General features: G+C 55.7%; 21 protein-coding genes. 19 read left to right on the forward strand and 2 right to left on the reverse strand.

What is annotated here, in order from left to right; all coding sequences use genetic code 11:
* Positions 1-66 precede the first annotated feature (66 nt).
* On the forward strand, positions 67-453 hold the full coding sequence (locus tag OCV58_RS05970) for a hypothetical protein (RefSeq protein WP_087477062.1): 387 nt from the start codon (positions 67-69) through the stop codon (positions 451-453).
* A gap of 99 nt (positions 454-552) precedes the next feature.
* On the opposite strand, the gene OCV58_RS05975 is transcribed toward OCV58_RS05970, so the two are convergent.
* Positions 553-1659 (reverse strand): acyltransferase, encoded by a 1107-nt coding sequence (locus OCV58_RS05975; protein WP_154877254.1) that lies wholly within the window; start codon positions 1657-1659, stop codon positions 553-555.
* 97 nt (positions 1660-1756) lie between these two features.
* Between OCV58_RS05975 and OCV58_RS05980 the strand changes: the two genes are divergently transcribed.
* The 16 genes from OCV58_RS05980 (at position 1757) to fumC (ending at position 15449) form a co-directional block, all read left to right on the forward strand.
* Positions 1757-2278 (forward strand): ECF transporter S component, encoded by a 522-nt coding sequence (locus OCV58_RS05980; protein WP_154877255.1) that lies wholly within the window; start codon positions 1757-1759, stop codon positions 2276-2278.
* A gap of 28 nt (positions 2279-2306) precedes the next feature.
* Positions 2307-2705: a DUF3592 domain-containing protein gene (locus tag OCV58_RS05985; protein ID WP_154877256.1), complete on the forward strand. Its 399-nt coding sequence runs from the start codon at positions 2307-2309 to the stop codon at positions 2703-2705.
* 27 nt (positions 2706-2732) lie between these two features.
* The gene (gene folE / locus OCV58_RS05990; protein ID WP_154877257.1) at positions 2733-3365 is read left to right on the forward strand and encodes a GTP cyclohydrolase I; all 633 of its coding nucleotides are present in this window, start codon (positions 2733-2735) and stop codon (positions 3363-3365) included.
* Positions 3353-3715: a dihydroneopterin aldolase gene (gene folB, locus OCV58_RS05995; protein ID WP_095630058.1), complete on the forward strand. Its 363-nt coding sequence runs from the start codon at positions 3353-3355 to the stop codon at positions 3713-3715. Before folE ends, folB begins: the two co-directional genes overlap by 13 nt.
* On the forward strand, positions 3708-4187 hold the full coding sequence (gene folK, locus OCV58_RS06000) for a 2-amino-4-hydroxy-6-hydroxymethyldihydropteridine diphosphokinase (RefSeq protein ID WP_154877258.1): 480 nt from the start codon (positions 3708-3710) through the stop codon (positions 4185-4187). Before folB ends, folK begins: the two co-directional genes overlap by 8 nt.
* 16 nt (positions 4188-4203) lie before the next feature.
* Entirely contained in the window at positions 4204-4869 is a 666-nt protein-coding gene (locus OCV58_RS06005; RefSeq protein ID WP_095630060.1) for a response regulator transcription factor, read from the forward strand.
* On the forward strand, positions 4866-6410 hold the full coding sequence (locus tag OCV58_RS06010; RefSeq protein ID WP_154877259.1) for a HAMP domain-containing sensor histidine kinase: 1545 nt from the start codon (positions 4866-4868) through the stop codon (positions 6408-6410). The genes OCV58_RS06005 and OCV58_RS06010 overlap by 4 nt, the downstream gene beginning before the upstream one ends.
* Before the next feature lie 149 nt (positions 6411-6559).
* Positions 6560-7321: a dihydroorotate dehydrogenase electron transfer subunit gene (locus tag OCV58_RS06015; protein WP_095630062.1), complete on the forward strand. Its 762-nt coding sequence runs from the start codon at positions 6560-6562 to the stop codon at positions 7319-7321.
* Positions 7321-8235 (forward strand): dihydroorotate dehydrogenase, encoded by a 915-nt coding sequence (locus OCV58_RS06020; protein ID WP_154877260.1) that lies wholly within the window; start codon positions 7321-7323, stop codon positions 8233-8235. Before OCV58_RS06015 ends, OCV58_RS06020 begins: the two co-directional genes overlap by 1 nt.
* 199 nt (positions 8236-8434) lie before the next feature.
* Positions 8435-8929: a 5-(carboxyamino)imidazole ribonucleotide mutase gene (gene purE, locus OCV58_RS06025; protein WP_267312817.1), complete on the forward strand. Its 495-nt coding sequence runs from the start codon at positions 8435-8437 to the stop codon at positions 8927-8929.
* A 36-nt stretch (positions 8930-8965) separates the two neighbouring features.
* Positions 8966-10393 carry an amidophosphoribosyltransferase gene (gene purF / locus OCV58_RS06030; protein WP_087477050.1) on the forward strand — a complete coding sequence of 476 codons (1428 nt, stop codon included), beginning with the start codon at positions 8966-8968 and terminating at the stop codon, positions 10391-10393.
* Positions 10374-11438: a phosphoribosylformylglycinamidine cyclo-ligase gene (purM, locus tag OCV58_RS06035; RefSeq protein ID WP_154877261.1), complete on the forward strand. Its 1065-nt coding sequence runs from the start codon at positions 10374-10376 to the stop codon at positions 11436-11438. Before purF ends, purM begins: the two co-directional genes overlap by 20 nt.
* A complete protein-coding gene (gene purN, locus OCV58_RS06040) occupies positions 11431-12045 on the forward strand; it encodes a phosphoribosylglycinamide formyltransferase (RefSeq protein WP_154877262.1) in 615 nt (204 codons plus the stop codon). Before purM ends, purN begins: the two co-directional genes overlap by 8 nt.
* A gap of 12 nt (positions 12046-12057) precedes the next feature.
* The gene (locus tag OCV58_RS06045; RefSeq protein ID WP_087477047.1) at positions 12058-12663 is read left to right on the forward strand and encodes an IMP cyclohydrolase; all 606 of its coding nucleotides are present in this window, start codon (positions 12058-12060) and stop codon (positions 12661-12663) included.
* Complete coding sequence (gene purD / locus OCV58_RS06050; protein WP_087477046.1) at positions 12663-13934, forward strand: phosphoribosylamine--glycine ligase; 1272 nt, start codon at positions 12663-12665, stop codon at positions 13932-13934. The genes OCV58_RS06045 and purD overlap by 1 nt, the downstream gene beginning before the upstream one ends.
* A 126-nt stretch (positions 13935-14060) precedes the next feature.
* Positions 14061-15449 (forward strand): class II fumarate hydratase, encoded by a 1389-nt coding sequence (gene fumC / locus OCV58_RS06055; protein WP_154877263.1) that lies wholly within the window; start codon positions 14061-14063, stop codon positions 15447-15449.
* Between the two features lie 80 nt (positions 15450-15529).
* On the opposite strand, the gene OCV58_RS06060 is transcribed toward fumC, so the two are convergent.
* Entirely contained in the window at positions 15530-17041 is a 1512-nt protein-coding gene (locus OCV58_RS06060) for a dihydrolipoyl dehydrogenase family protein (protein WP_154877264.1), read from the reverse strand.
* Positions 17042-17308: 267 nt separating this feature from the next.
* Here OCV58_RS06060 and topA point away from each other — a divergent pair, with 267 nt between their 5' ends.
* Entirely contained in the window at positions 17309-19582 is a 2274-nt protein-coding gene (topA, locus tag OCV58_RS06065) for a type I DNA topoisomerase (RefSeq protein WP_154877265.1), read from the forward strand.
* A complete protein-coding gene (trmFO, locus tag OCV58_RS06070) occupies positions 19572-20894 on the forward strand; it encodes a methylenetetrahydrofolate--tRNA-(uracil(54)-C(5))-methyltransferase (FADH(2)-oxidizing) TrmFO (RefSeq protein ID WP_154877266.1) in 1323 nt (440 codons plus the stop codon). Before topA ends, trmFO begins: the two co-directional genes overlap by 11 nt.
* Positions 20895-20896 lie beyond the last annotated feature (2 nt).

Genomic DNA, 20896 nt, shown 5'->3' on the forward strand with positions numbered 1-20896 from the left:
TTTTTTTTCGGCGTTCATGGTATAATCATCTTATTAGTATACTGCAATAAAGGATGGTGCATACAGGTGAAAACAAAAAAAATCGTACTGGCTCTGGCTATGACCTTGGCAATTTCAGCGACGGCATTCGCAGCGAAAGATAATATGTGGCAATACAATAAATACACGACGATCGATATGGATTCGGCAAAGATTTCCTACGATATGGGCCGTGAAGTATTGACCTTTGAAACTATCGAAGTCGCCGGCGATACGACGGACTACTGCACGTACGTCTACAACGTAGACGACCAGACGATCCAGCTCAAGGAAATGGTTACCAAGACGAAGAAGAGCAAATACAAGAGCAGCTTCTATCCCGAAGATATCAAAGACGGCAACAGCGTCATCAAAGCGCGGGCCCGCATGGCCAACGACGTATTGGAAAAGGTACGTCAGGAACGCCGGAAATAATTCGGCTCTCCTTCTTACATACGCATAAAAACTCCCCGTCACGGAATGCAGGCGCATTCGCGGCGGGGAGTTTTGTTTTTTGCTGTGTTTAGGACAGGTTTATTTGCCTTTCAGGCACACCGACAGCCAGCGGGGCAGGGGAAGGTTCATGACGACGGCGGAGTAGGCCGCGGCCAGGCCGGCTACGATGAGATAGATGGCGAGGATGTGGACGGCCCGCAGGTACAGGTGGAAATGGGCTGCCAGGCCGGTGCAGGCGCTGAGGAAGACGGGATGGACCAGGTAAATGGGATAGGAGTAGTTTCCCAGCATGGATAAGAGGCGGTGCATGACTGGCGGAACGGAATGGCATTCGAGCCAGTACAGGAAGAAGACGATCGTCGTGACCGTATAGACCATGCCGACAGGGCTGAGCTGATGGACCGTAAAGACGGCGGACAGGACGTCGTAATGGAGGTAATCCATGACGCCGTAGTAGGCGGCCAGCATGCCTGCCGTAGCGGCAAGCTGCAGGACATTGATGAAGACTCCGCGTCGGCTGATCCAGTCTACGGCTTGTTGGAAATGCTCGGCTATAAAGGCGCCGAACATGAAAATGAACAGGTAATGGAAGACGACGTAGTTCAGCCGGTATACGAAGGCGTCGTGCAGGAACGGCGAGTTTGTCGGCGCCGTCCAGATATAGCTGGAATAAAAATTGAAGACGACGTTGGTCGCAAACAGCAGAGAAAACGACGCGAGAGGCGCCTTTTCCATCTGCCGGAGCAGACCGCGCCAAAGCGGCATGAGAAGGTAAAACCACAGCAGGATGACGAGAAAGTAGATATGATACATGGCTAGGCCATACCACAGGGTTTTCACGAAGGCCAACGGCTGAAACAGGTTGAAATTGTGACTGAGAACGGATACGTACACCATATAAAACAGGGACCAGGCGATATAAGGGACAAAGACTGTCCGCAGGCGGCGGCGCAGGTAGTCTTTGTAGGAAAAGGGCTGGTTCAGGGGCTGGCTGCAGAACATGCCGAAGGCCGACAGGAAGAAGAAGGCCGGTACGGAAAACCGCGACAGGATTTCCAATACGGCGACGAGCCACAGATTAGGCGTCGGATTGGCAATGGCTACGGAGCCGACGTGAATGCCGATGACGCCGAGCATGCACAGGCCGCGCATATAATTGATGGAATGAATAAATCGCTTTGACATTAGGCACCTCGAAAGATACAATAAGATGTGTGTAGTATGGTATAATAAAAAGACGTATTTATTATATCAAATTTTGACGCATTAAGCAGGTATCAGTATGAATCAATCTATGACGAAACGCATTACCCGGACGGGCCTGCTGCTGGCGGCGACGCTGATCTTGCAGGGGCTGCGCCTGTTTATTCCTATCCCTCCGCAGGTCAGCATGTTTGTCATCGGCTCTCTGGTCAACGCTTGCCTGGTGCTGGCAGTGTGGAGCGTCGAGCGGAAATCCGGCCTGGTCGTGGCCTGTGTGACGCCTGTCTTTGCTTGGCTGGAAGGGATGCTGCCTTTTTTGCCCTTCATATTTCCCGTTGCGGCCGGAAACTGCGCCTTTGTCTTCGCCGTCGATGGGCTGCGGCGGTTTCGTGCGGCCGGTTTAGCTGGCGCGGCGCTGTGCAAGGCCGCCGTCGTGTACGGCTCTTTTTATGTCTTGTTCAGCTATGTGGAATTTCCCGTTGCCGTACGGCACATGATACTGCTGGTCATGAGCTGGCCTCAAATCGTGACGGCCGCAGCCGGCGGCGTGTTAGCCTATGTCATTGCCAAACGCCTGCCCCGTCTGGAGGGGCCGCGCTGATACCTGTCGTTTTAGGAGGAACGCATTCATGAGCATATTTTATTACCTGCCGGCTCTCATCGGCATAGTGTTTATCATCGTCGGGACCTATCACGGCTGGAAGCTCCGCCGCCTTGTCGGCCGCTGCAAGGCCGCCGCTACGGGGACGCTGCTGGGCTTTGAGCAGCAGAAATCGAAGAGCGGCGACCGGTATTTCCCCGTCGTCGAGTTCAGTGATGGCGAACGGACCTATCGGGCCCGGTATGGCTTCGGCTCGCCCGAATGGGATATCGTCGCCGGCGACGAAGTGGATTTGCGCTACAACCCGGATAATCCGGAAGAAATTTATTTGTATCACAAGCAGAGCCTGCGGCAGCAGTATGCCAGCCCGTTTTTCGTGATCGTCGGAGGGCTGATTTTTATTTTCGCTTACTACTATCTTTTGTAATAGATGAGGACGGAAAAGGAGGAGATTATGACGACAACGACATCATCCTATCCGGTCAATCCTGAAGCCGTACAGGCTATGAAACGATTTTTGGAAGCCTTGGGACTGGATTTGACGGCCTTGGGCATGGAAAAGACGCCGTACCGCGTCGCCGAGGCCTTCGGCCAGTTTTTTTCCGGTCTGTGGGAAAATCCGGACGACGAGTGGGCCGCTCCGATTCTATCGCAGACGAACGGCCTGGTGGCCGTCCGCAACATCCGCTTCCAGTCCATGTGCGAGCACCATCTCCTGCCGTTCTTCGGGACGGCCCATATCGCGTATTATCCCCAAGACGGGCGCATTGCCGGCTTCGGCCATTTTGCCCGGGCCGTCGGCGTCCTGGCCCGCCGCCCGCAGCTGCAGGAACGGCTGACCGAGGATTTATGCCAATCGCTGTGCCGGGGGCTCCAGCCGAAAGGCGTGCTCGTCGTCGTCAAGGCGACTCATCTGTGCCTGACGATGCGCGAGGGCATGGCTGCCGACGCCGACATCGTCACGGCGGCGACCAGCGGCTGCCTTCAGGCCGGCACGAAGGAATACGATCAGGCCTGGAAGCTTCTCATGGGCGATGCCGGAGCCGGTACTATACTGATGAAAGAGGAAGAATCATGGACACCATAACCATAAAGGGAATGCATTTTTACGGCTATCACGGCTGTCTGCCGGAAGAACAGCGGACGGGACAGCCCTTTCACGTCGACGCCGTGTTGTACGCCGATTTGTCAAAGGCCGGGGCCAGCGATGAGTTGAACGATACGATTGATTACAGCAGGGTGTATCAGCTCGTACAGTCTATCGTAGAAGGCCGGACATACCGACTCATCGAGCGGCTGGCGGCGGTCATTGCCGACGAGGTGCTGGCCGGCTTTCCCGTCGACGCCGTGCGCGTCGCCGTACACAAGCCGCAGGCCCCTATTGGCGGCCCCTTTGACGACGTGGCGGTGACGGTGGAAAGGAGACGCCATGGCTAGATTTTATATCAGTGTCGGCGCCAATCTGGGCGACAGGGAGCAGAGCCTGCGCAAGGCCATCGACTGCTTGCGCCGGACGGAGGGCGTAGATGTTGCGGCGGTGTCGCCATGGTATGAAACGCCGCCATGGGGGAAAACGGATCAGCCGCCCTTTCTCAACGGTGCGGCGGCCGTCGATACGGACATGAGCGGGCAAGATCTGCTGGATATTTGCTTATCCATCGAGAAAGAGCTGGGCCGGGTGCGCCATGAAAAATGGGGAGCCCGGGTCATCGACATCGATCTCGTGTACAGCCCGGACGAGAGGAGCTGTACGGAGACGCTGAAGCTGCCCCATCCTTATATGCTGGAACGGGCCTTTGTACTCGTGCCGCTGCGGGATATTGCGCCGGATTTGGTGCTGGAAGGAAAGACCATTGACCAGTGGATAGACGATTTGCCCGACGCCGGGCAGGTCAAGGTATACGTATAAAAAGGGGGAGAGCGTAGTGGAAAAAATATTGATTGCCGACGACGAGCAACTCATGCGCCAGCTCGTCGTAGATTTTCTTCAGCCCGAAGGCTACGAGCTCATCGAAGCGGCCGACGGCAAGGAAGCGCTGGAGCTGTATCAGAAGGAGCATCCCGACTTGGTCCTTCTCGACGTCATGATGCCGGGCTACGACGGCTGGACTGTATGCCGCGAAATCCGCCGCGAATCGGCCGTGCCCATCATGATGCTCACGGCCAAGGGCGAGGAAATCGACCAGCTCTTCGCCTACGATTTGGGCGTCGACGAATATATTACTAAGCCCTTCAGCCCGAAAATCCTGGTGGCAAAGATTAAGGCCCTCCTGCGCCGCGTTCAGAAGGAGCAGGAAGTGCAGAAGATTGAGGACGGCGTGTCGATCGACCAGGAAGCGCGCCAGGTTGTCCTCGACGGCAAGAACATCGATTTGAGCCCGACGGAATACAAGCTGCTGACTTATCTGGTCAGCAACGCCGGCAAGGCGCTGAGCCGCCGTCAGATTCTCAACAAGGTGTGGAATTACGATTATTACGGCGATTTGCGCACCGTCGACACGCACATCAACCGCCTGCGCATCAAGCTGGGCGATAAGGGCAAATACATTCAAACCGTCCGCGGCTACGGATACCGCTATGATGCCAAATGACGCGCCTGTCCCTGCGGGTACAGTCGGGCATGTACGTTCTCAGCTTTACCCTATTTTTTATCCTGACCCTTATCGGAGCGATTGGTTTCGGGTTTAACCATTATTTTTACGAAAGCAAAAAAGACGCCATGATGGAGGCAAGCCGCGAAATCGGCCGCATTTACGCCGAGCAAGGCCGGAATGGAGAAGAAGCCATCGATATGGTCAGTCAAAATACCGGCGTAGACGTGCTCATCGTCGACGACAGTCAGCTTGTATATTCGTCGCGGCCGAGCCGCCGCGTCTGGGTCAGCCCGCCGAAGATGGATGAAAACGACGTCGTAGTCGTCGTCGGCAAGGAAACAGAAGCGCAAAAGCACGACGCCAACACCCAGATGCCGCAGCATATACGGGAGCTGACGGATTTACTGCACGGCCGGGAGCCCGACGCGGCGACGATCGGTAAGGTTCGTTTTTATGAGCGCGATAATAATTTCCGTTATTTCGACCTCGTGACCCGTATGGACGACGGTGCGTACCTGCTGATGATCTGCCCGCTGGCGCCTATGCAGGAAAGCATCTACCTCGTCCAGAAGTTCATCGTCACCTGCGGCATTATCTGGCTCATCATCGCCGCCGTCGGCACCGTTCTTCTGACGAACAAGATGACCCGGCCCCTATTGGAGCTCAAGAGCTTGTCGGCGGCTATGACACATCTGGATTTTACCAAGAAATGGCAGGGGAAGCGGACTGATGAAATCGGCGAGCTGGGCACGAGTCTCAATATCCTGTCGGATCAGCTGAACGAAGCCCTGACGGCGCTGAAGCAGTCGAACGAAGAGCTGCAGAAGCAGCTCGACAAGGCCAAAGAAGTCGAACACATGCGCCAGTCCTTTATCTTCGCCGTGTCTCACGAATTGAAGACGCCTCTGGCGATTATTCAGGGCTACGCCGAAGGATTGGACAGCCTGCACATTGACGAGGCGACGCGGCAGAAGTACTGTCATGTCATCCAAAGCGAGACGGTCAAGATGGACAACCTCGTCAAGAGCCTTCTGAACCTGTCGCGGCTGGAAACGGGGTCTTTCAAATTAGAGAAGACAGCCTTTGATTTCGCCGCCCTGACGGACGAGGCGAAGGAACGCTTCGCCAACGCCATTCACAAGAAGGGCATCTGCATGGAATGGAGCGTGCCCGACGAAATGACGGTGTACGGCGATCCGGAGCAAATCGACATCGTTCTGAGCAATTTTCTGAGCAACGCCATCGATTATACGCCGGACGGAGGCAGGATTGCCGTCGGCTGTAAAGAGCAGGAAACGAACTACGTCGTAAGCATATATAACCAGGGGATTCAAATTCCCGAAGAGTATCAGCCCCGCATTTGGGAGCCCTTTTACAAGGTCGACACGGCGCGAAGCCGCAGCATTCGGCGGACCTTCGGCGGTCACGGCCTGGGACTGGGCATCGTCGCCGCCCTGGTCAAGCTTCACGGACAGCAGTACGGCGTGCGCAACGAAGAGGACGGCGTGACCTTCTGGTTTACCATTCAAAAAGGATAGAAAACTGCAATGAGCCCGGCTGCGTCCCTGCGGCCGGGTTTTCGTATATATTGCCGCAGGAGGCGGAAGAGGCGGCGTTTCGTGTATTTATCTGGATGCCGTTCTATGATACAATACTAATAACTATGATAGTGGAAGGATGGGGACAAGTGAAAAAGTTTTTGGAAAACGCGGAAATTTTGCAAAATGAAGCGATTATTCCCGACGTTTGGAAAATGGTATTTCATGCGCCGAAGATTGCTGCCGAAGCAAAGCCCGGCCAGTTCGTCAATATGCAGAAGCAGGGAGGGAAGACGTTCCTGCGCCGTCCCTTCGGCATCGTCGACGCCGATACGGAGACGGGAGCCGTTACGATCATTTACCGCCTCGTAGGCACGGGGACGCAGGAGATGGCGGCTATGAAAGCAGGCGAAGTCATCAGCGCTGAAGGCCCTCTGGGTGAAGGCGTGTTCACGACGACGCCGGGCAAAGCGCTCCTCGTCGGCGGCGGCGTCGGCCTGGCTCCGCTTATTTTCCTGGCCAAGAAGCTGGATAAGCCCGTCGTGCTCGTAGCCGGTAAGACTGCGGCAGAAACGTTCTGGACGAAGTTTTTTGAGCCCTATGCGGAAAAGATTTACGTGACGACCGACGACGGCTCGCTGGGCATCAAGGGCTTTGCCGTCCATGCCTTGCCGACGATTTTTGCTGAAAATCCAATCGACCGCGTGTCGGTGTGCGGCCCGACGGTCATGATGCAGACCATTGCCGAAGCGTCCGACGCGGCCGGCGTTGCCTGCGAGGTTTCCATGGAAAAACGGATGGCCTGCGGCATCGGCGTATGTCTCGGCTGTACCTTTGAAAGCAAGATAAGCGGCAAACGCTATAAGGTCTGCGCCGACGGTCCTGTATTCCCGGCGAAGGAGGTCTTCTGATGAACAAGGAACGCATAGCTGTGAACTTTGCCGGCATTTCCATGAAAACGCCGGTCATGGGGGCGTCGGGAACCTTCGGCTTCGGCCTGGAATACGCCGACTTCCTCGACATTGACAACATCGGCGCTATTATATCCAAGGGCATTACGCCTTTGCCGCGGCCGGGCAATCCGGGCGTGCGCGTCGCCGAAACGCCGGCAGGCATGCTGAACTGCATCGGCCTGGAAAATCCCGGCGTAGACGCTTTTAAGCGGGATATCCTGCCGGAAGTAAGCCGTCACAGTACGCCGCTCATCGTCAATATCTCGGCCGGTACGGCGGAAGAATACGGCGAATTGGCTGCAAAGCTCGACGTAGACGGCGTCGCGGCCCTGGAAGTCAACATTTCCTGTCCGAACGTCAAAGAGGGAGGCATCGTCTTCGGCACCGACCCGAAGGCCGCCGCGTCGGTAGCCCGCAGCGTCAAGGATCACACGAGCAAGCCGGTCATCATGAAGCTGTCGCCGAACGTTACGGATATTACCGTCATGGCCAAAGCCGTGGAAGACGCCGGAGCCGACGCCGTATCGCTCATTAATACGCTGACAGGTATGGCTATCGACATCTATGCGCAGAAGCCGTTGTTAGGAAATATTACGGGCGGTTTGTCCGGCCCCGCCGTGAAGCCCGTGGCCCTGCGCATGGTATGGCAGGTTGCCAACGCCGTGAAGATTCCCGTTCTGGGCTTAGGCGGCATCGCGTCGTGGCAGGACGCCGTCGAGTTTATGCTGGCCGGCGCCAGCGCCGTTGCCGTAGGGGCATATAACTTCGTCAATCCCCGCGCCGTAGAAGAAATTGCCGAAGGCATGGACGCTTATTGTGAAATGATGGGAATTTCCCATATTAGCGAGATTATCGGCAAGATAAACGATTGACACGTATAGGCGTTTTTGGTAAAATCTAGGTGTATTTTGATAAGTTATGATTCAATAAGGAGATGCGCTATGGACATTGCGTTATGGACTGATAGTGAAGCGGTTTGTAAACGGGCAATGCAGCAGTGCGTCTAAGTGAATAAACCCAAAGGTGATTGCCTCACTTTTGGGTTTTACTTATTCTAAGGAGGGATTTTTTTTGAAGGTCGGCATTATTATGGGAAGCGATTCAGATTTTCCGATCATGAAAAAAGCGGTTGAAGTGTTGAAAGAATTTGGCGTAGAGTACGAAGTATTATTGGCTTCGGCGCACCGGACGCCGGCTGCCGTGCGGGACTTCGCCTCTGGCGCGGAAGAACGGGGCATCAGCGTCATCATCGCCGGCGCCGGCATGGCGGCTCATCTGCCCGGCGTCGTCGCCAGCTTTACGACGCTGCCGGTTATCGGCGTTCCTTTGGAAAGCGGCAGCCTGAAGGGCATGGACGCCCTGCTGGCTATCGTGCAGATGCCTTCGGGCATGCCCGTTGCGACGATGGCTGTAAACGGCGCGAAAAACGCGGCCCTGCTGGCTCTGCAGATCGGCGCGGTCAGCGACCCGGCGCTGGCTGCGAAATACAAAGCCTACCGCGAAGACATGGCGAACCAGGTCATGGAAAAGAACAAAAAGATTCAAGAAGCCGTACAGGCGTTGTAATCCAAAATTTCAGCATTTAGCAAACAGGAGGTTTTCATGTTTTACGATCCGATTTGGGATAAGCAGCATGAAGAATGCGGCGTATTAGGTATTTTTGACAAAACTCTGGATATTCCCCGCTACATTTACTGGGGGCTGTTCGCCCTGCAGCACCGCGGACAGGAAAGCGGCGGCATGGCCTTGACCGACGGCGTAGATATTCACACCTACCGCGGCATGGGCCTTATCAGCTCGGTATTTGAAAAAGGTGTTCCCGACGAAGAAGGCGGCCCCATCGGCATCGGCCACGTCCGCTATTCGACGACGGGCTCCAATAATCCCCGCAATATCCAGCCGTTGGCCGTGTATACGCCTATGGGACAGCTGGCGCTGGCTCACAACGGCAACCTGACCAATACGCGCGCCCTGAGGGAAGAACTGGATAAAAACGGCGCCATCTTCCAGACGACCATGGACAGCGAAATCATCGTCAACCTGATCAGCCGCAGCCAGAAGGAAACGATGGAAGAACGCATCATGGAAAGCATGAACCGTCTCGGCGGAGCCTATTCCCTCGTGCTGATGACCAAGGATAAATTGTACGGCGCCCGCGATCCTTACGGCTTCCGTCCGCTGTGCATCGGCCGGACCGACGGCGGCGGCTGGGTATTGGCGTCGGAAACGTGCGCTCTCGACGCTATCGGCGCGACCTTTGTCCGCGACGTACAACCCGGCGAATTCGTAGAAATTACGGAACAAGGCGTAAAATCGAGAATCTTTGCAACAGTAGACCGCAAACAAATCTGTTCCTTTGAATATATTTATTTTGCCCGTCCGGACAGCACTATTGACGGACAGGACGTATACCAGGCCCGCCTGAACATGGGCAAGGAAATGTGGAATGAAACGCAGTATGATGCCGATTTGGTCATTTCCGTACCGGACAGCGGCAACACGGCGGCTATCGGCTATTCCCAGGCTTCGGGGATTCCGTTCCGCCACGGCCTTATCAAAAACCGCTACATGGGCCGTACCTTCATCAAACCGAATCAGAAGCAGCGCGAACTGGCCGTGCGTATGAAGCTGAACGTCGTCAAATCCGTCGTAAAGGGCAAGCGCATCGTTATGGTCGACGACTCCATCGTCCGCGGCACGACGAGCGGCATTATCTGCAAGCTCCTGCGCGAGGCCGGAGCGAAGGAAGTCTATATGTGCGTATCGGCGCCGCCGATTAAGTATCCCTGTTTCTACGGCATCGACACGTCGGTCCGCAAGGAACTCATCGCGTCGACTCTCAACGTAGAACAGATACAGAAATACATCGGCGTAGACAAGCTGCATTTCATTTCCATTGAAGGCCTGAGCCGTGCCATTTCGAATATTCCGCGGGAAGACATGTGCCTGGCCTGCTTCAACAACGACTACCCGACGGCCATTCCCACGGCGAATGAGGAAGGAGAAAAATATGCTCTCGAACACAAATAAAGGATTAACCTATGCAGACGCCGGCGTAGATATCGATGCCGGCAACAAAGCAGTAGAACTCATGAAGGATTCAGTCAAAGCGACGTACCGCCCGGAAGTCCTCGGCGACCTCGGCGGCTTCGGCGGCCTCTTTTCGCTCATGAACAGCGAGATAAAAAATCCGATTTTGGTAAGCGGTACTGACGGCGTAGGCACGAAGCTGCGCCTGGCCATCATGATGGACAAGCATGATACGGTCGGCCAGGACTGCGTGGCCATGTCCATTAACGATATTCTCGTCCAAGGGGCGGAACCGTTATTCTTCCTGGATTACATCGCCGTAGGCAAGCTGGACCCCGTACAGGTAGCGACGATCGTAAAAGGCGTCGCCAATGCCTGCAAGGAATCGGGCTGCGCCCTCCTCGGCGGCGAAACGGCTGAAATGGCCGGCTTCTACGCGAAGGACGATTACGATTTAGCCGGCTTCGGCGTCGGCATCGTCGACCGCGAAAAAGTCATTACGGGTGAAACGATCAAAGCCGGCGACGTTCTCATCGGCCTTCCGTCGACAGGCGTTCATTCCAACGGCTTTTCGCTGGTCCGCAAAATCGTCTTTGAACGGATGAACATGAAGCTCGACCAGTACGTCGACGAATTGGGCATGACCATCGGCGAATGCCTGCTCACGCCGACACGCCTCTATCCGAGACCGTGTCTGCCCATTATCCGTAATTTCGACGTCAAGGGCATGGTGCACATTACAGGCGGCGGCTTCTATGAAAATATTCCCCGCGTGCTGCCGAAGGGCGTAGGCGTGGAAATCGACGTGACGTCCTGGCCGCAGCTGCCGATTTTCGGCCTTCTCCAGAAATGGGGCGGCGTAGACAAGCGCGAAATGTACCGTACCTTCAACATGGGCATCGGCATGATCATGATCGTCGACGCGAAGGACGCCGACGCCGTCATGGCCAACCTGGCTGAACAGGACGAAAAGGCCTATGTCATCGGCAAGGTCGTCGATTCGGACGTGCCGGTCACGCTGCAGGGAGGCGCATTCAATGACTAAGAAGCGCATGGTTATCTTTGCTTCGGGCCGCGGCTCCAACGCCGTTGCCCTGCATGAAGCCGTGGAAGCCGGCGCCATTAATGCCGAAGTCAAGGCGCTGGTCTGTGATATTCCCGGCGCGCCCGTCATGGACCGGGCCAGGGAATGGGGTGTGCCGGTTATCCTGGCAGACCGCAAGCAGTTTGGCTCCAAGGCGGAGTTTGAACAGTTTATCCTCGACCAGATTGCGCCGTATCAGGCCGACGTCATCTGCCTGGCCGGGTTTATGCGGCTTCTCAGCGGCGATTTCATTTCCCGCTACGAACATAAAATCATCAATATCCATCCGGCATTGCTGCCGTCCTTCCGCGGCCTGCACGCCCAGCGCCAGGCTTTGGAAGCGGGCGTAAAAATTGCCGGCTGCACCGTTCACTTCGTTGTTCCCGATATGGACGCCGGCCCGATTATTCTGCAGTCGTCTGTCCCCGTTATGGACGACGACACGGAAGATACGCTGGCGGCCCGTATCTTGACGAAGGAACATCCTACATTTATCAAAGCCGTTTCTCTGTTCTGCGACGACAAGCTCCGCATTGAAGGCGGCGTCGTCAAAGGCACGCAAGCATAAGGAGGAATTATCATGAAGGTTAAACGCGCGCTCATCAGCGTATCCGATAAAACGGGCGTCGTCGAATTAGGCAAGGCTCTGGCCGATATGGGCGTTGAAATCATTTCTACAGGCGGCACGATGCGGGCTCTGAAAGAAGCCGGCGTACCGGTCATGGCCGTACAGGACGTTACGGGCTTCCCGGAAATGATGGACGGCCGCGTCAAGACGCTGAATCCGAAAATCCACGGCGCTATCTTGGCCGTCCGCGACAATCCGGAACATGTCCAGGCCATGAAAGACCACGACATTACGCCGATCGATCTGGTTGTCGTCAACTTGTACCCCTTCCAGCAGACTATTGCCAAACCGGACGTCACGCTGGCCGAAGCCATTGAAAACATCGATATCGGCGGCCCCTGCATGGTCCGGGCGTCGGCTAAGAACAATAAGTACGTAGCTATCGTTACGAATCCGGCTAAATACGGCGAAATCATCGACATCCTCCGCAAAGACGGCGAATTCAGCGACGAATACCGTTTGGAACTGGCGCAGGAAGCGTTCCATCATACGGCCGTATACGACACGGCCATTGCCGAATACCTGGCCGGCCAGGTTGCGAAAGGAGCTGCGAAATAATGAAAGTAGCAGTGATCGGCAGCGGCGGCCGCGAACACGCCCTGGCCTGGAAGCTGGCGCAGAGCAAAACCGTTGAAAAATTATACGCTATCCCCGGTAGCGCCGCTATGGCGGAAATTGCCGAATGCATCGATATCCCCGTATCGGATTTGGAAAAAATCGCCGTATACTGCTGCGGCGAAGGAATCGACATGCTCGTCGTCGGTCCGGAAGTTCCCCTGACGGAAGGCTTGGCAGATATTTGTCAGGCTAAGGGGCTGGCCGTATTCGGCCCGAACAAGGCTGCCGCGCAGATGGAAGGCTCTAAGGCCTTTGCTAAGGACATCATGAAAAAATACCATGTTCCGACGGCGGCGTACGCAACCTTTACCGATGGGGAAGCGGCAAAGAAATATATTCATGAACAGGGCGCTCCCATCGTTGTCAAGGCCGACGGCTTAGCTGCCGGCAAGGGCGTCGTCGTCGCCCAGACGGAAGAAGAAGCCGTAGAAGCGGTTAACGCCATGATGGAAGACCACATCTTCGGCGCGTCAGGCGGCCGCATCGTCGTCGAAGAATGCATGGTCGGCGAAGAAGCGAGCCTGCTGGCTTTTGTCGACGGCAAGACTATCGTTCCCATGATTTCGGCTCAGGACCACAAGCGCATCTTCGACAACGACGAAGGCCCGAACACGGGCGGCATGGGCGCATACGCTCCGGCTCCGGTCATGACGCCTGAACTGGTGAAGGAAGTAGAAGAAAAAATCCTCCGCCCCGTCGTAGACGGATTGGCTCAGGAAGGCATCGTATATCAGGGCTGCTTATACGCCGGCCTCATGATTACGGCCGACGGCCCGAAGGTCGTCGAATTCAACTGCCGTTTCGGCGATCCTGAAACGCAGGCTGTACTGCCTCTCCTTGACGGCGATTTGGCGGAAATCATGTACGCCTGCACGCAGGGGACGCTGACGAAGGATATGGTAGCCTGGAAAGACGCTTCGGCGTGCTGCGTTATCATGGCCTCGGCTGGCTATCCGGCGTCTTCCCATAAAGGCGACGTCATTTCCGGCTTGGACGCCCTCGACGATACGGCTATGGTATTCCATTCCGGCACGGCTAAGAAGGACGGCCAGTACGTGACGAACGGCGGCCGCGTCCTCGGCGTGACGGCTGTAGCCCCGACGCTGAAGGAATCTATTGACGAAGCGTACCGTCACGTCGCGGCTATCCACTTCGACGGCCAGCAGGTCCGCAGCGACATCGGCGCGAAGGGCTTGAAGCATTTACAGTAAGAAACGTCTGCAGTCTGTTGAGACAGAGCGTAAGACGAAGCAAGGCTCCCTGCGGGGAGCCTTTTTCATAAAAACATATGATATGTATCATGCCCGTTTTTACGGGATAGACAGGAGGATACGAACATGGAATATCGCATAGAGAGAGACTCGATGGGAGAAGTGAAGGTGCCTGCCGATAAATTGTGGGGGGCCCAGACGCAGCGGAGCTTTGAAAATTTCCAAATCGGCACGGAAAAGATTCCGGCTGAATTGGTGACGGTATTTGCCTATTTAAAGAAAACGGCCGCCTTAGTCAATAAAGAGCTGGGTGCCGTAGACGGCGACAGGGCCGACGCCATTGCCTCTGCCTGCGACGACGTCCTAGCCGGCAAATTGGACGGCAATTTCCCCTTGGCCGTATGGATGACCGGCAGCGGCACGCAGTTCAACATGAACATGAACGAAGTCATCGCGCACCGGGCCATGCAGCTGCTGCAGGAACAGGGAAAAGACGTCAACGTTCATCCGAACGACCACGTCAACCATTCGCAGAGCTCCAACGATATATTCCCTACGTCGCTCCACGTAGCGTCGCTCCTGCTCATCAAGCGTCAGCTGTTCCCGGCCATGGACACGCTGTACCATGCGCTCCACGCCAAGGCGGAAGAGTACGCCGGCATCGTTAAGATTGGCCGCACCCACCTGCAGGACGCTACGCCCCTTACCTTGGGACAGGAGTTCAGCGGCTGGGCCCGCATGATCGAACGCAATAAGGAAATGCTGGAACGGGGCATTGATTTCCTTCGCGATCTGGCCATGGGCGGCACGGCTGTCGGCACGGGCATCAACTGCCCGGAAGGATACGACGTAAGGTTTGCCGAAACACTCAGCAAGCTGACGGGTGAAACGTTCCATACGGCGCCGAATAAATTCCATGCCCTGACCAGTAAGGACGAGCTCGTCGTCGTCCACGGCATGCTGAAGGCACTGGCCTGCGATTTGATGAAAATCGCCAACGATGTGCGCTGGCTGGCATCTGGCCCCCGCTGCGGCATCGGCGAAATCACCATTCCGGAAAATGAACCGGGCAGCTCCATCATGCCGTCGAAGGTAAACCCGACGCAGTGCGAAGCTATGACCATGGTAGCTGTACAGGTCATGGGCAACGACGCGACCGTCGGCATTGCTGCCAGCCAGGGCAACTTTGAGCTCAACGTGTTCATGCCGGTAATCGCCTACAACATGGTGCAGTCTATCCGCATTCTGAGCGACGTCATGGATTCGTTCTGCAAGCATTGCGTCGTCGGCATTCAGCCGAATCTCAAAAAAATCGACTACAACCTGCATCAGTCTCTGATCCTCGTTACGGGCCTCGTACCCCTCGTCGGCTATGACAAGGCTTGCACGATCGCCAAGACGGCGGCTAAGGAAGGGCTGACGCTGCGCGAATCGGCCGTTGCCAGCGGCTGGGTTACAGGCGAGCAGTTCGACGCCGCTATGGATCCGGCGAAGTTAGCAGGCGTAAAAGCATAAATATTGTATATATAGAAAAAGCAGAAGCGCCATGCCTCTGCTTTTTCTATATGCTGTAATAAGAACCAATACAGGTATCGTCATTTCTTTTCGTAATAGTACCGCGTCCACATGGTGACTTCTGACAAGGCCGGATGAGGCGTCATCGTTTCGCTGAGGGTGTAGACGGGATTCGGGGCCAGATTCCTGGTCAACGGCAGGGCACGCAGCGCTTGGGCCGTCGGCGAGGCAATGTCCTCATGAATCGGCGCGATGGTATGGAAGCCGCAGGTCAGCTGATTGACGAAGGGCTGAATCAGGATAGACGCTTCATGGCCGATAATATGAGCTCCCAGGATATACTTCGTTTTCTTGTCGATCACCAGCTTGACGAATCCGTCGTCATCATCGCCCGGTTCCAGGCCCATGGCGTATCCTTTGGCCGAAGCGGAATAATGATTTACAGCGATTTCGATGTCATAGCCTTTCTTGCGGGCGTCGGCTTCGCTGAGGCCGACGTGGGCTGCTTCGGGATAGGTAAAGGTGACGGCAGGGACGATGTCGTAATGAACCCAGCGCCACTGTTCGGGCAGTACGTCGGAGAAGAGATTGTGCGATAAGATTTCCGCCTCGTGATTGGCCTTGTGGCGGAACGACGCCTGGCCGTTTACGTCGCCGATGGCCCAGATGCCTTCGGCGCTGGTTTCGAGGAATTCATTGGTCATGATGAAGCCGCGGCTGTCAGTACGGACGGCTGTATGTTCCAAATGAAGCAAATCCGTCATGGGGCGGATGCCCGGCGCAACGAGGATTTCGTCGGCGTACAATTCCGTCGTCTCTCCCGTCGTTTTATCCTGTACGGTCAGGCACTTTTTGCCGTCCTTGACCGAGGCGGAAAGGGTCGTCTGATTGAGGCGGACGGAAATACCGTGGTTGGTGAGCTGCTTCAAAATAAAGGCGGAAATATCTTCGTCTTCCTTCGGCAGCAGGCGAACGTTGCGCTGGACGATGGTAATCTTAGTGCCGGCGGCGTTGAACACATGGGCGAATTCGCAGCCGATAGGGCCGCCGCCGATGATGAGCAGGCTGTCGTAGGGCCGTTTCGGATATTTGCTGCCGAACAGCGTTTCCGATGTCAGGTAGCCCGTTTCTTCCAGGCCGGGCAGGTCGGGGATATTGGTACGGGCGCCGACGCCGATGAAAATCTTGTCGCCGCTGATGTCCTGGGCCGTACCGTCGTTCATGGCGATATGCAGGCTCTTTTTGCCCGTAAAGGACGCCGTGCCTTCGTAGACGTCGACGTTCGGGAAGGCGGCGTAATAGTCCTTGATCGCGCTGTTTTCGTTGATTTTATGCCACAGGCGGCGGGTGATGACGTCCCAGTCCATGCGCACGTTGTCGGCATAGACGCCGATGCGGCGCGCTTCCTCCATTTCCCGGACGACGTTGGCCGCCGTGACCATGATTTTCGTGGGGATGCAGCCGCGGTTCAGACAGGTGCCGCCGAAGCGGTCCCGTTCGATGACGGCGATGCGCAGGCCCTGCCGCTGGGCCGCGTCGGTAATAATATTGGCAGCGCCGGTGCCAATGACGATGACATCATAGTGGTTCATACGTATCGTCTCCTTTTGTATACGAATTTTGTATGCTTTTAGTATACGGTAATTTTAAAAAGTCCGCAAGGGATCCGCCCTTTAAATTTTGTCGCTGCCAGCCCTTTATGGGAATACGTATTGTCCTGCAGAATAGGTATATCCTAAGGTCAAACCTTGAAAGGCCCGTCGGAATAGTGTATTATTTTAAAATAGATTTGTTGCTAAGTGTTAGCTTGTACAGAAAATCCGGCTTAAATGCCGGCAGGGAAGTTAGGATGGAGATATATGCTGGAATTTCCGATTAAACGAACGATTATTATTGACGATACGAAGAAAAAGAAGCGGGGCCGCAAGAAGAAAGACGACGGCGAAAAGATGGTTATTAATGGGACTGTAAATCTGCCGGAAAAGAAGCCGCTGAAAAAAATGGACCCCTTGCCGAAAAACGCCAAAAATCTGGTTATCGTGGAATCGCCGGCCAAGGCCAAGACGATTGAACGCTTTTTAGGCAGCTCGTATAAGGTAATGGCCAGCCGCGGCCATCTCCGCGATTTACCGCGCAATCAGTTCGGCGTCAATATCGAAGACGGGTTTACGCCGTCGTATACGAACATGTGGGATAAGCGCAAGCTCATTGAAGAGCTGCAGGACGAGTTCATCCGTTCTAAAAAAGTATATCTGGCGACTGACCCGGACCGCGAAGGCGAAGCGATTTCCTGGCACTTAGCTCATTTGCTGGAAATCGACCCGAAGGACGCCTGCCGCGTCATGTTCCACGAAATTACGAAAAAGGCCGTACTGGCCGGCATGGAAGACCCTAAGCCCATCGATTTGAAGAAGGTCGACGCCCAGCAGGCCCGCCGCGTCCTGGACCGCATCGTAGGGTACAAGTTGAGCCCCCTGCTGTGGAAAAAGGTCTGTAAGGGGCTGAGCGCCGGCCGCGTGCAGTCCGTAGCCGTGCGGCTTATCTGTGAGCGCGAAGAAGAAATCAAGGCCTTTGTGCCGGAAGAATACTGGACTGTCGGCGGGACGTACAAGACCGAACAGGGCCTGGTCCTTACGACGGAGCTGGTGAAAATCGACGGTGAAAAGGCCAAGATCAGCGATGGAGACATGGCTCAGAAGATTGCCGCCGATTTGCAGTGGGAACAGCGCGGCGAAGAAGGTCATGACCCGGACCGAATCGTCAAGGTAGAGAAGAGAAAGCGCAAGCGTCAGCCCCAGCCGCCTTTCACGACGTCGACGATGCAGCAGGAATGCGTCAGCAAGCTGAACTTCGGCGCTAAGAAGACGATGATGCTGGCCCAGCAGCTGTACGAAGGCCTGGATATTGGCGAACAGGGCCACGTAGGCCTGATTACGTACATGCGTACGGACTCGACGCGCATCAACGACGACATGGTCCAGGCGGCCCGCGATTTCATCATGTCGACGTACGGGAAGGAATACGTGCCGGAAAAGGCCCGCGTATACAAGACGAAGCAGTCCAGTCAGGACGCCCATGAAGCAATCCGCCCGACGTCGCTGGAGCTGACGCCGCACGTCGTCTCGCCGTTCCTGACGCGGGACCAGCTGCGGTTGTACACGCTCATTTGGAATCGTTTCCTGGCCAGCCAGATGGAAGCCGTGGAAACGGAGCACATGGCTATCAGCATCGCCAGCGGCATATACGAGCTGCGGGCTGCCGGGTATAAAGTATTGTTTAAAGGCTTTACGGAGCTGTACGAAGACGCGAAAAAGGATAAGACGTTATCGGAGCTGCCTCACATCGAAGAAGGTTCCGTCGTTCATAATCAGACTGTAGAACCGGCGCAGCACTTCACGCAGCCGCCGGCCCGCTATACCGAAGCCAGCCTCATCAAGACGCTGGAAGAAAAGGGCATCGGCCGGCCGAGTACGTACGCGCCGATTATGGATACGATTCAAAACCGCAACTATGTGGAAAAGAAGGATAAGCAGTTTATCCCGACGGAATTGGGCGTCATTATCGTCGACTTGCTGAAAAAGTATTTCGAGCGCATCATCAATGTCGGCTTTACGGCCCATATGGAAGAAGAGCTGGACGATATCGAACAGGGGAAGGACACGTATACGCACGTCCTGCAGGAATTTTACGACGTGTTTAAGCCGGAAATGGATGTGGCGGAGCAGCAGATGGAAAAGGTAGCCGTAGCCGGTCAGGATTCCGGTCAGGTCTGCGAGCTCTGTGGCGCGCCGATGGTATATAAATTCGGACGCTTCGGCAAGTTCCTGGCCTGTTCCAACTTCCCCGAATGCCGCAACACGAAGGCTATCGTCGAGGATTTGGGCATTACCTGTCCCAAATGCGGCCAGGGGAGCCTGATTAAGCGCAAATCGAAGCGGGGCCGCGTGTTCTACGGCTGCAGCGAATATCCTAACTGCGATTTCGTCTTGTGGAACCAGCCTATCGATAAAAAATGTCCCGTCTGCGGCAGCATCATGGTCGTCAAGCATTATAAAAAAGGACCGGATAAAATCTTCTGCAGCAACGCAGAATGTGAAAATCATAAGAAGGGTGAAGCAATCAATGAAGAATAGCGTACTTGTCATCGGGGCAGGACTTGCCGGCTCCGAAGCGGCATGGCAGCTGGTGAAGCGGGGCATTCCCGTCGAGCTCGCAGAGATGCGGCCCGTCAAATCGTCGCCGGCTCATCATACGGAATTATTTGCAGAATTGGTGTGCAGCAATTCGCTGCGCGCTGCCAACATAGAAAACGCCGTCGGGCTGCTGAAAGAAGAAATGCGCCGTCTCGGCTCCATTATTATGGAATCGGCCGATACGCACCGCGTGCCTGCCGGCGGCGCCCTGGCCGTAGACCGCGTGCCGTTCAGCCAGTTTGTGACGGACCGGCTGCGGAACCATCCTCTCATTACGGTACGAAATGAAGAAATTACGGAGTTGCCGGACGATCAGATCTGTATCGTCGCCACGGGGCCGCTGACCAGCGACGCCATGGCCGAAACGATACGGGCTATGACTGGCGCCGATTACTTCCATTTTCACGATGCTGCGGCTCCTATCGTCACCGTCGACTCGCTGGATATGAGCAAGGTCTATCGGGCGGCGCGGTACGGCAAGGGCGGGGCCGATTATCTGAACTGCCCCTTTACGAAGGAAGAATACGAAGCCTTCTGGCAGGCCCTGACGACGGCCGAATGCGCCGAGCTGCACGATTTCGAAAAGAACGACAACGTCTTCGAAGGCTGCATGCCCATTGAAATCATGGCCTCCCGCGGCGTCGACACGATGCGCTACGGCCCCATGAAGCCCGTCGGCCTGGAGCTGCCCGACACGGGCGAAATGCCTTACGCCGTCGTCCAGCTGCGGCAGGACAACGGCAGCGCGACGCTGTACAACATCGTCGGCTTCCAGACGCACCTCAAATTCGGCGAGCAGAAGCGGGTCTTTTCCATGATTCCCGGATTGGAACAGGCGGAATTCGTCCGCTACGGCGTCATGCACCGCAACTCGTATATCAATTCACCGGAGCTTCTGGAACCGACGCTGCAGTACCGCCGCAATGGGAATATCTTTTTCGCCGGTCAGCTGACAGGCGTCGAAGGGTATCTGGAATCGGCTGCCATGGGCCTGCTGGCCGGCATCAACGCCGCCCGCATGCTGGAAGGGAAGGACTGCCTGACCTTTTCGCGCCGCACGGCTATCGGCGGCCTGAGCCAGTATATCTCCAGCGGCCCGAACGATAATTTCCAGCCCATGAATATCAACTTCGGCATTATGGAGCCGCTGGGCATCAAGAAGCGCATGAAAAAGAAGGAAAAGAACGCTATGCTGGCGCAGCGGGCTTTGGAAGAAATTGAAGTGATGAAGGAGAAGATAGAGAATGTCTGATA

It is taken from the genome of Megasphaera stantonii, assembly GCF_025567065.1.
Lineage (GTDB): Bacteria > Bacillota > Negativicutes > Veillonellales > Megasphaeraceae > Megasphaera > Megasphaera stantonii.

Bases quoted from the DNA above. Each gene is read 5' to 3' on its own strand.
- OCV58_RS05975 (WP_154877254.1), bottom strand. From the start codon at position 1,659: ATGTCAAAGCGATTTATTCATTCCATCAATTATATGCGCGGCCTGTGC.
- OCV58_RS05980 (WP_154877255.1), top strand. From the start codon at position 1,757: ATGAATCAATCTATGACGAAACGCATTACCCGGACGGGCCTGCTGCTG.
- OCV58_RS05985 (WP_154877256.1), top strand. From the start codon at position 2,307: ATGAGCATATTTTATTACCTGCCGGCTCTCATCGGCATAGTGTTTATC.
- folE (WP_154877257.1), top strand. From the start codon at position 2,733: ATGACGACAACGACATCATCCTATCCGGTCAATCCTGAAGCCGTACAG.
- folB (WP_095630058.1), top strand. From the start codon at position 3,353: ATGGACACCATAACCATAAAGGGAATGCATTTTTACGGCTATCACGGC.
- folK (WP_154877258.1), top strand. From the start codon at position 3,708: ATGGCTAGATTTTATATCAGTGTCGGCGCCAATCTGGGCGACAGGGAG.
- OCV58_RS06010 (WP_154877259.1), top strand. From the start codon at position 4,866: ATGACGCGCCTGTCCCTGCGGGTACAGTCGGGCATGTACGTTCTCAGC.
- OCV58_RS06020 (WP_154877260.1), top strand. From the start codon at position 7,321: ATGAACAAGGAACGCATAGCTGTGAACTTTGCCGGCATTTCCATGAAA.
- purF (WP_087477050.1), top strand. From the start codon at position 8,966: ATGTTTTACGATCCGATTTGGGATAAGCAGCATGAAGAATGCGGCGTA.
- purM (WP_154877261.1), top strand. From the start codon at position 10,374: ATGCTCTCGAACACAAATAAAGGATTAACCTATGCAGACGCCGGCGTA.
- purN (WP_154877262.1), top strand. From the start codon at position 11,431: ATGACTAAGAAGCGCATGGTTATCTTTGCTTCGGGCCGCGGCTCCAAC.
- OCV58_RS06045 (WP_087477047.1), top strand. From the start codon at position 12,058: ATGAAGGTTAAACGCGCGCTCATCAGCGTATCCGATAAAACGGGCGTC.
- purD (WP_087477046.1), top strand. From the start codon at position 12,663: ATGAAAGTAGCAGTGATCGGCAGCGGCGGCCGCGAACACGCCCTGGCC.
- fumC (WP_154877263.1), top strand. From the start codon at position 14,061: ATGGAATATCGCATAGAGAGAGACTCGATGGGAGAAGTGAAGGTGCCT.
- OCV58_RS06060 (WP_154877264.1), bottom strand. From the start codon at position 17,041: ATGAACCACTATGATGTCATCGTCATTGGCACCGGCGCTGCCAATATT.
- topA (WP_154877265.1), top strand. From the start codon at position 17,309: ATGCTGGAATTTCCGATTAAACGAACGATTATTATTGACGATACGAAG.
- trmFO (WP_154877266.1), top strand. From the start codon at position 19,572: ATGAAGAATAGCGTACTTGTCATCGGGGCAGGACTTGCCGGCTCCGAA.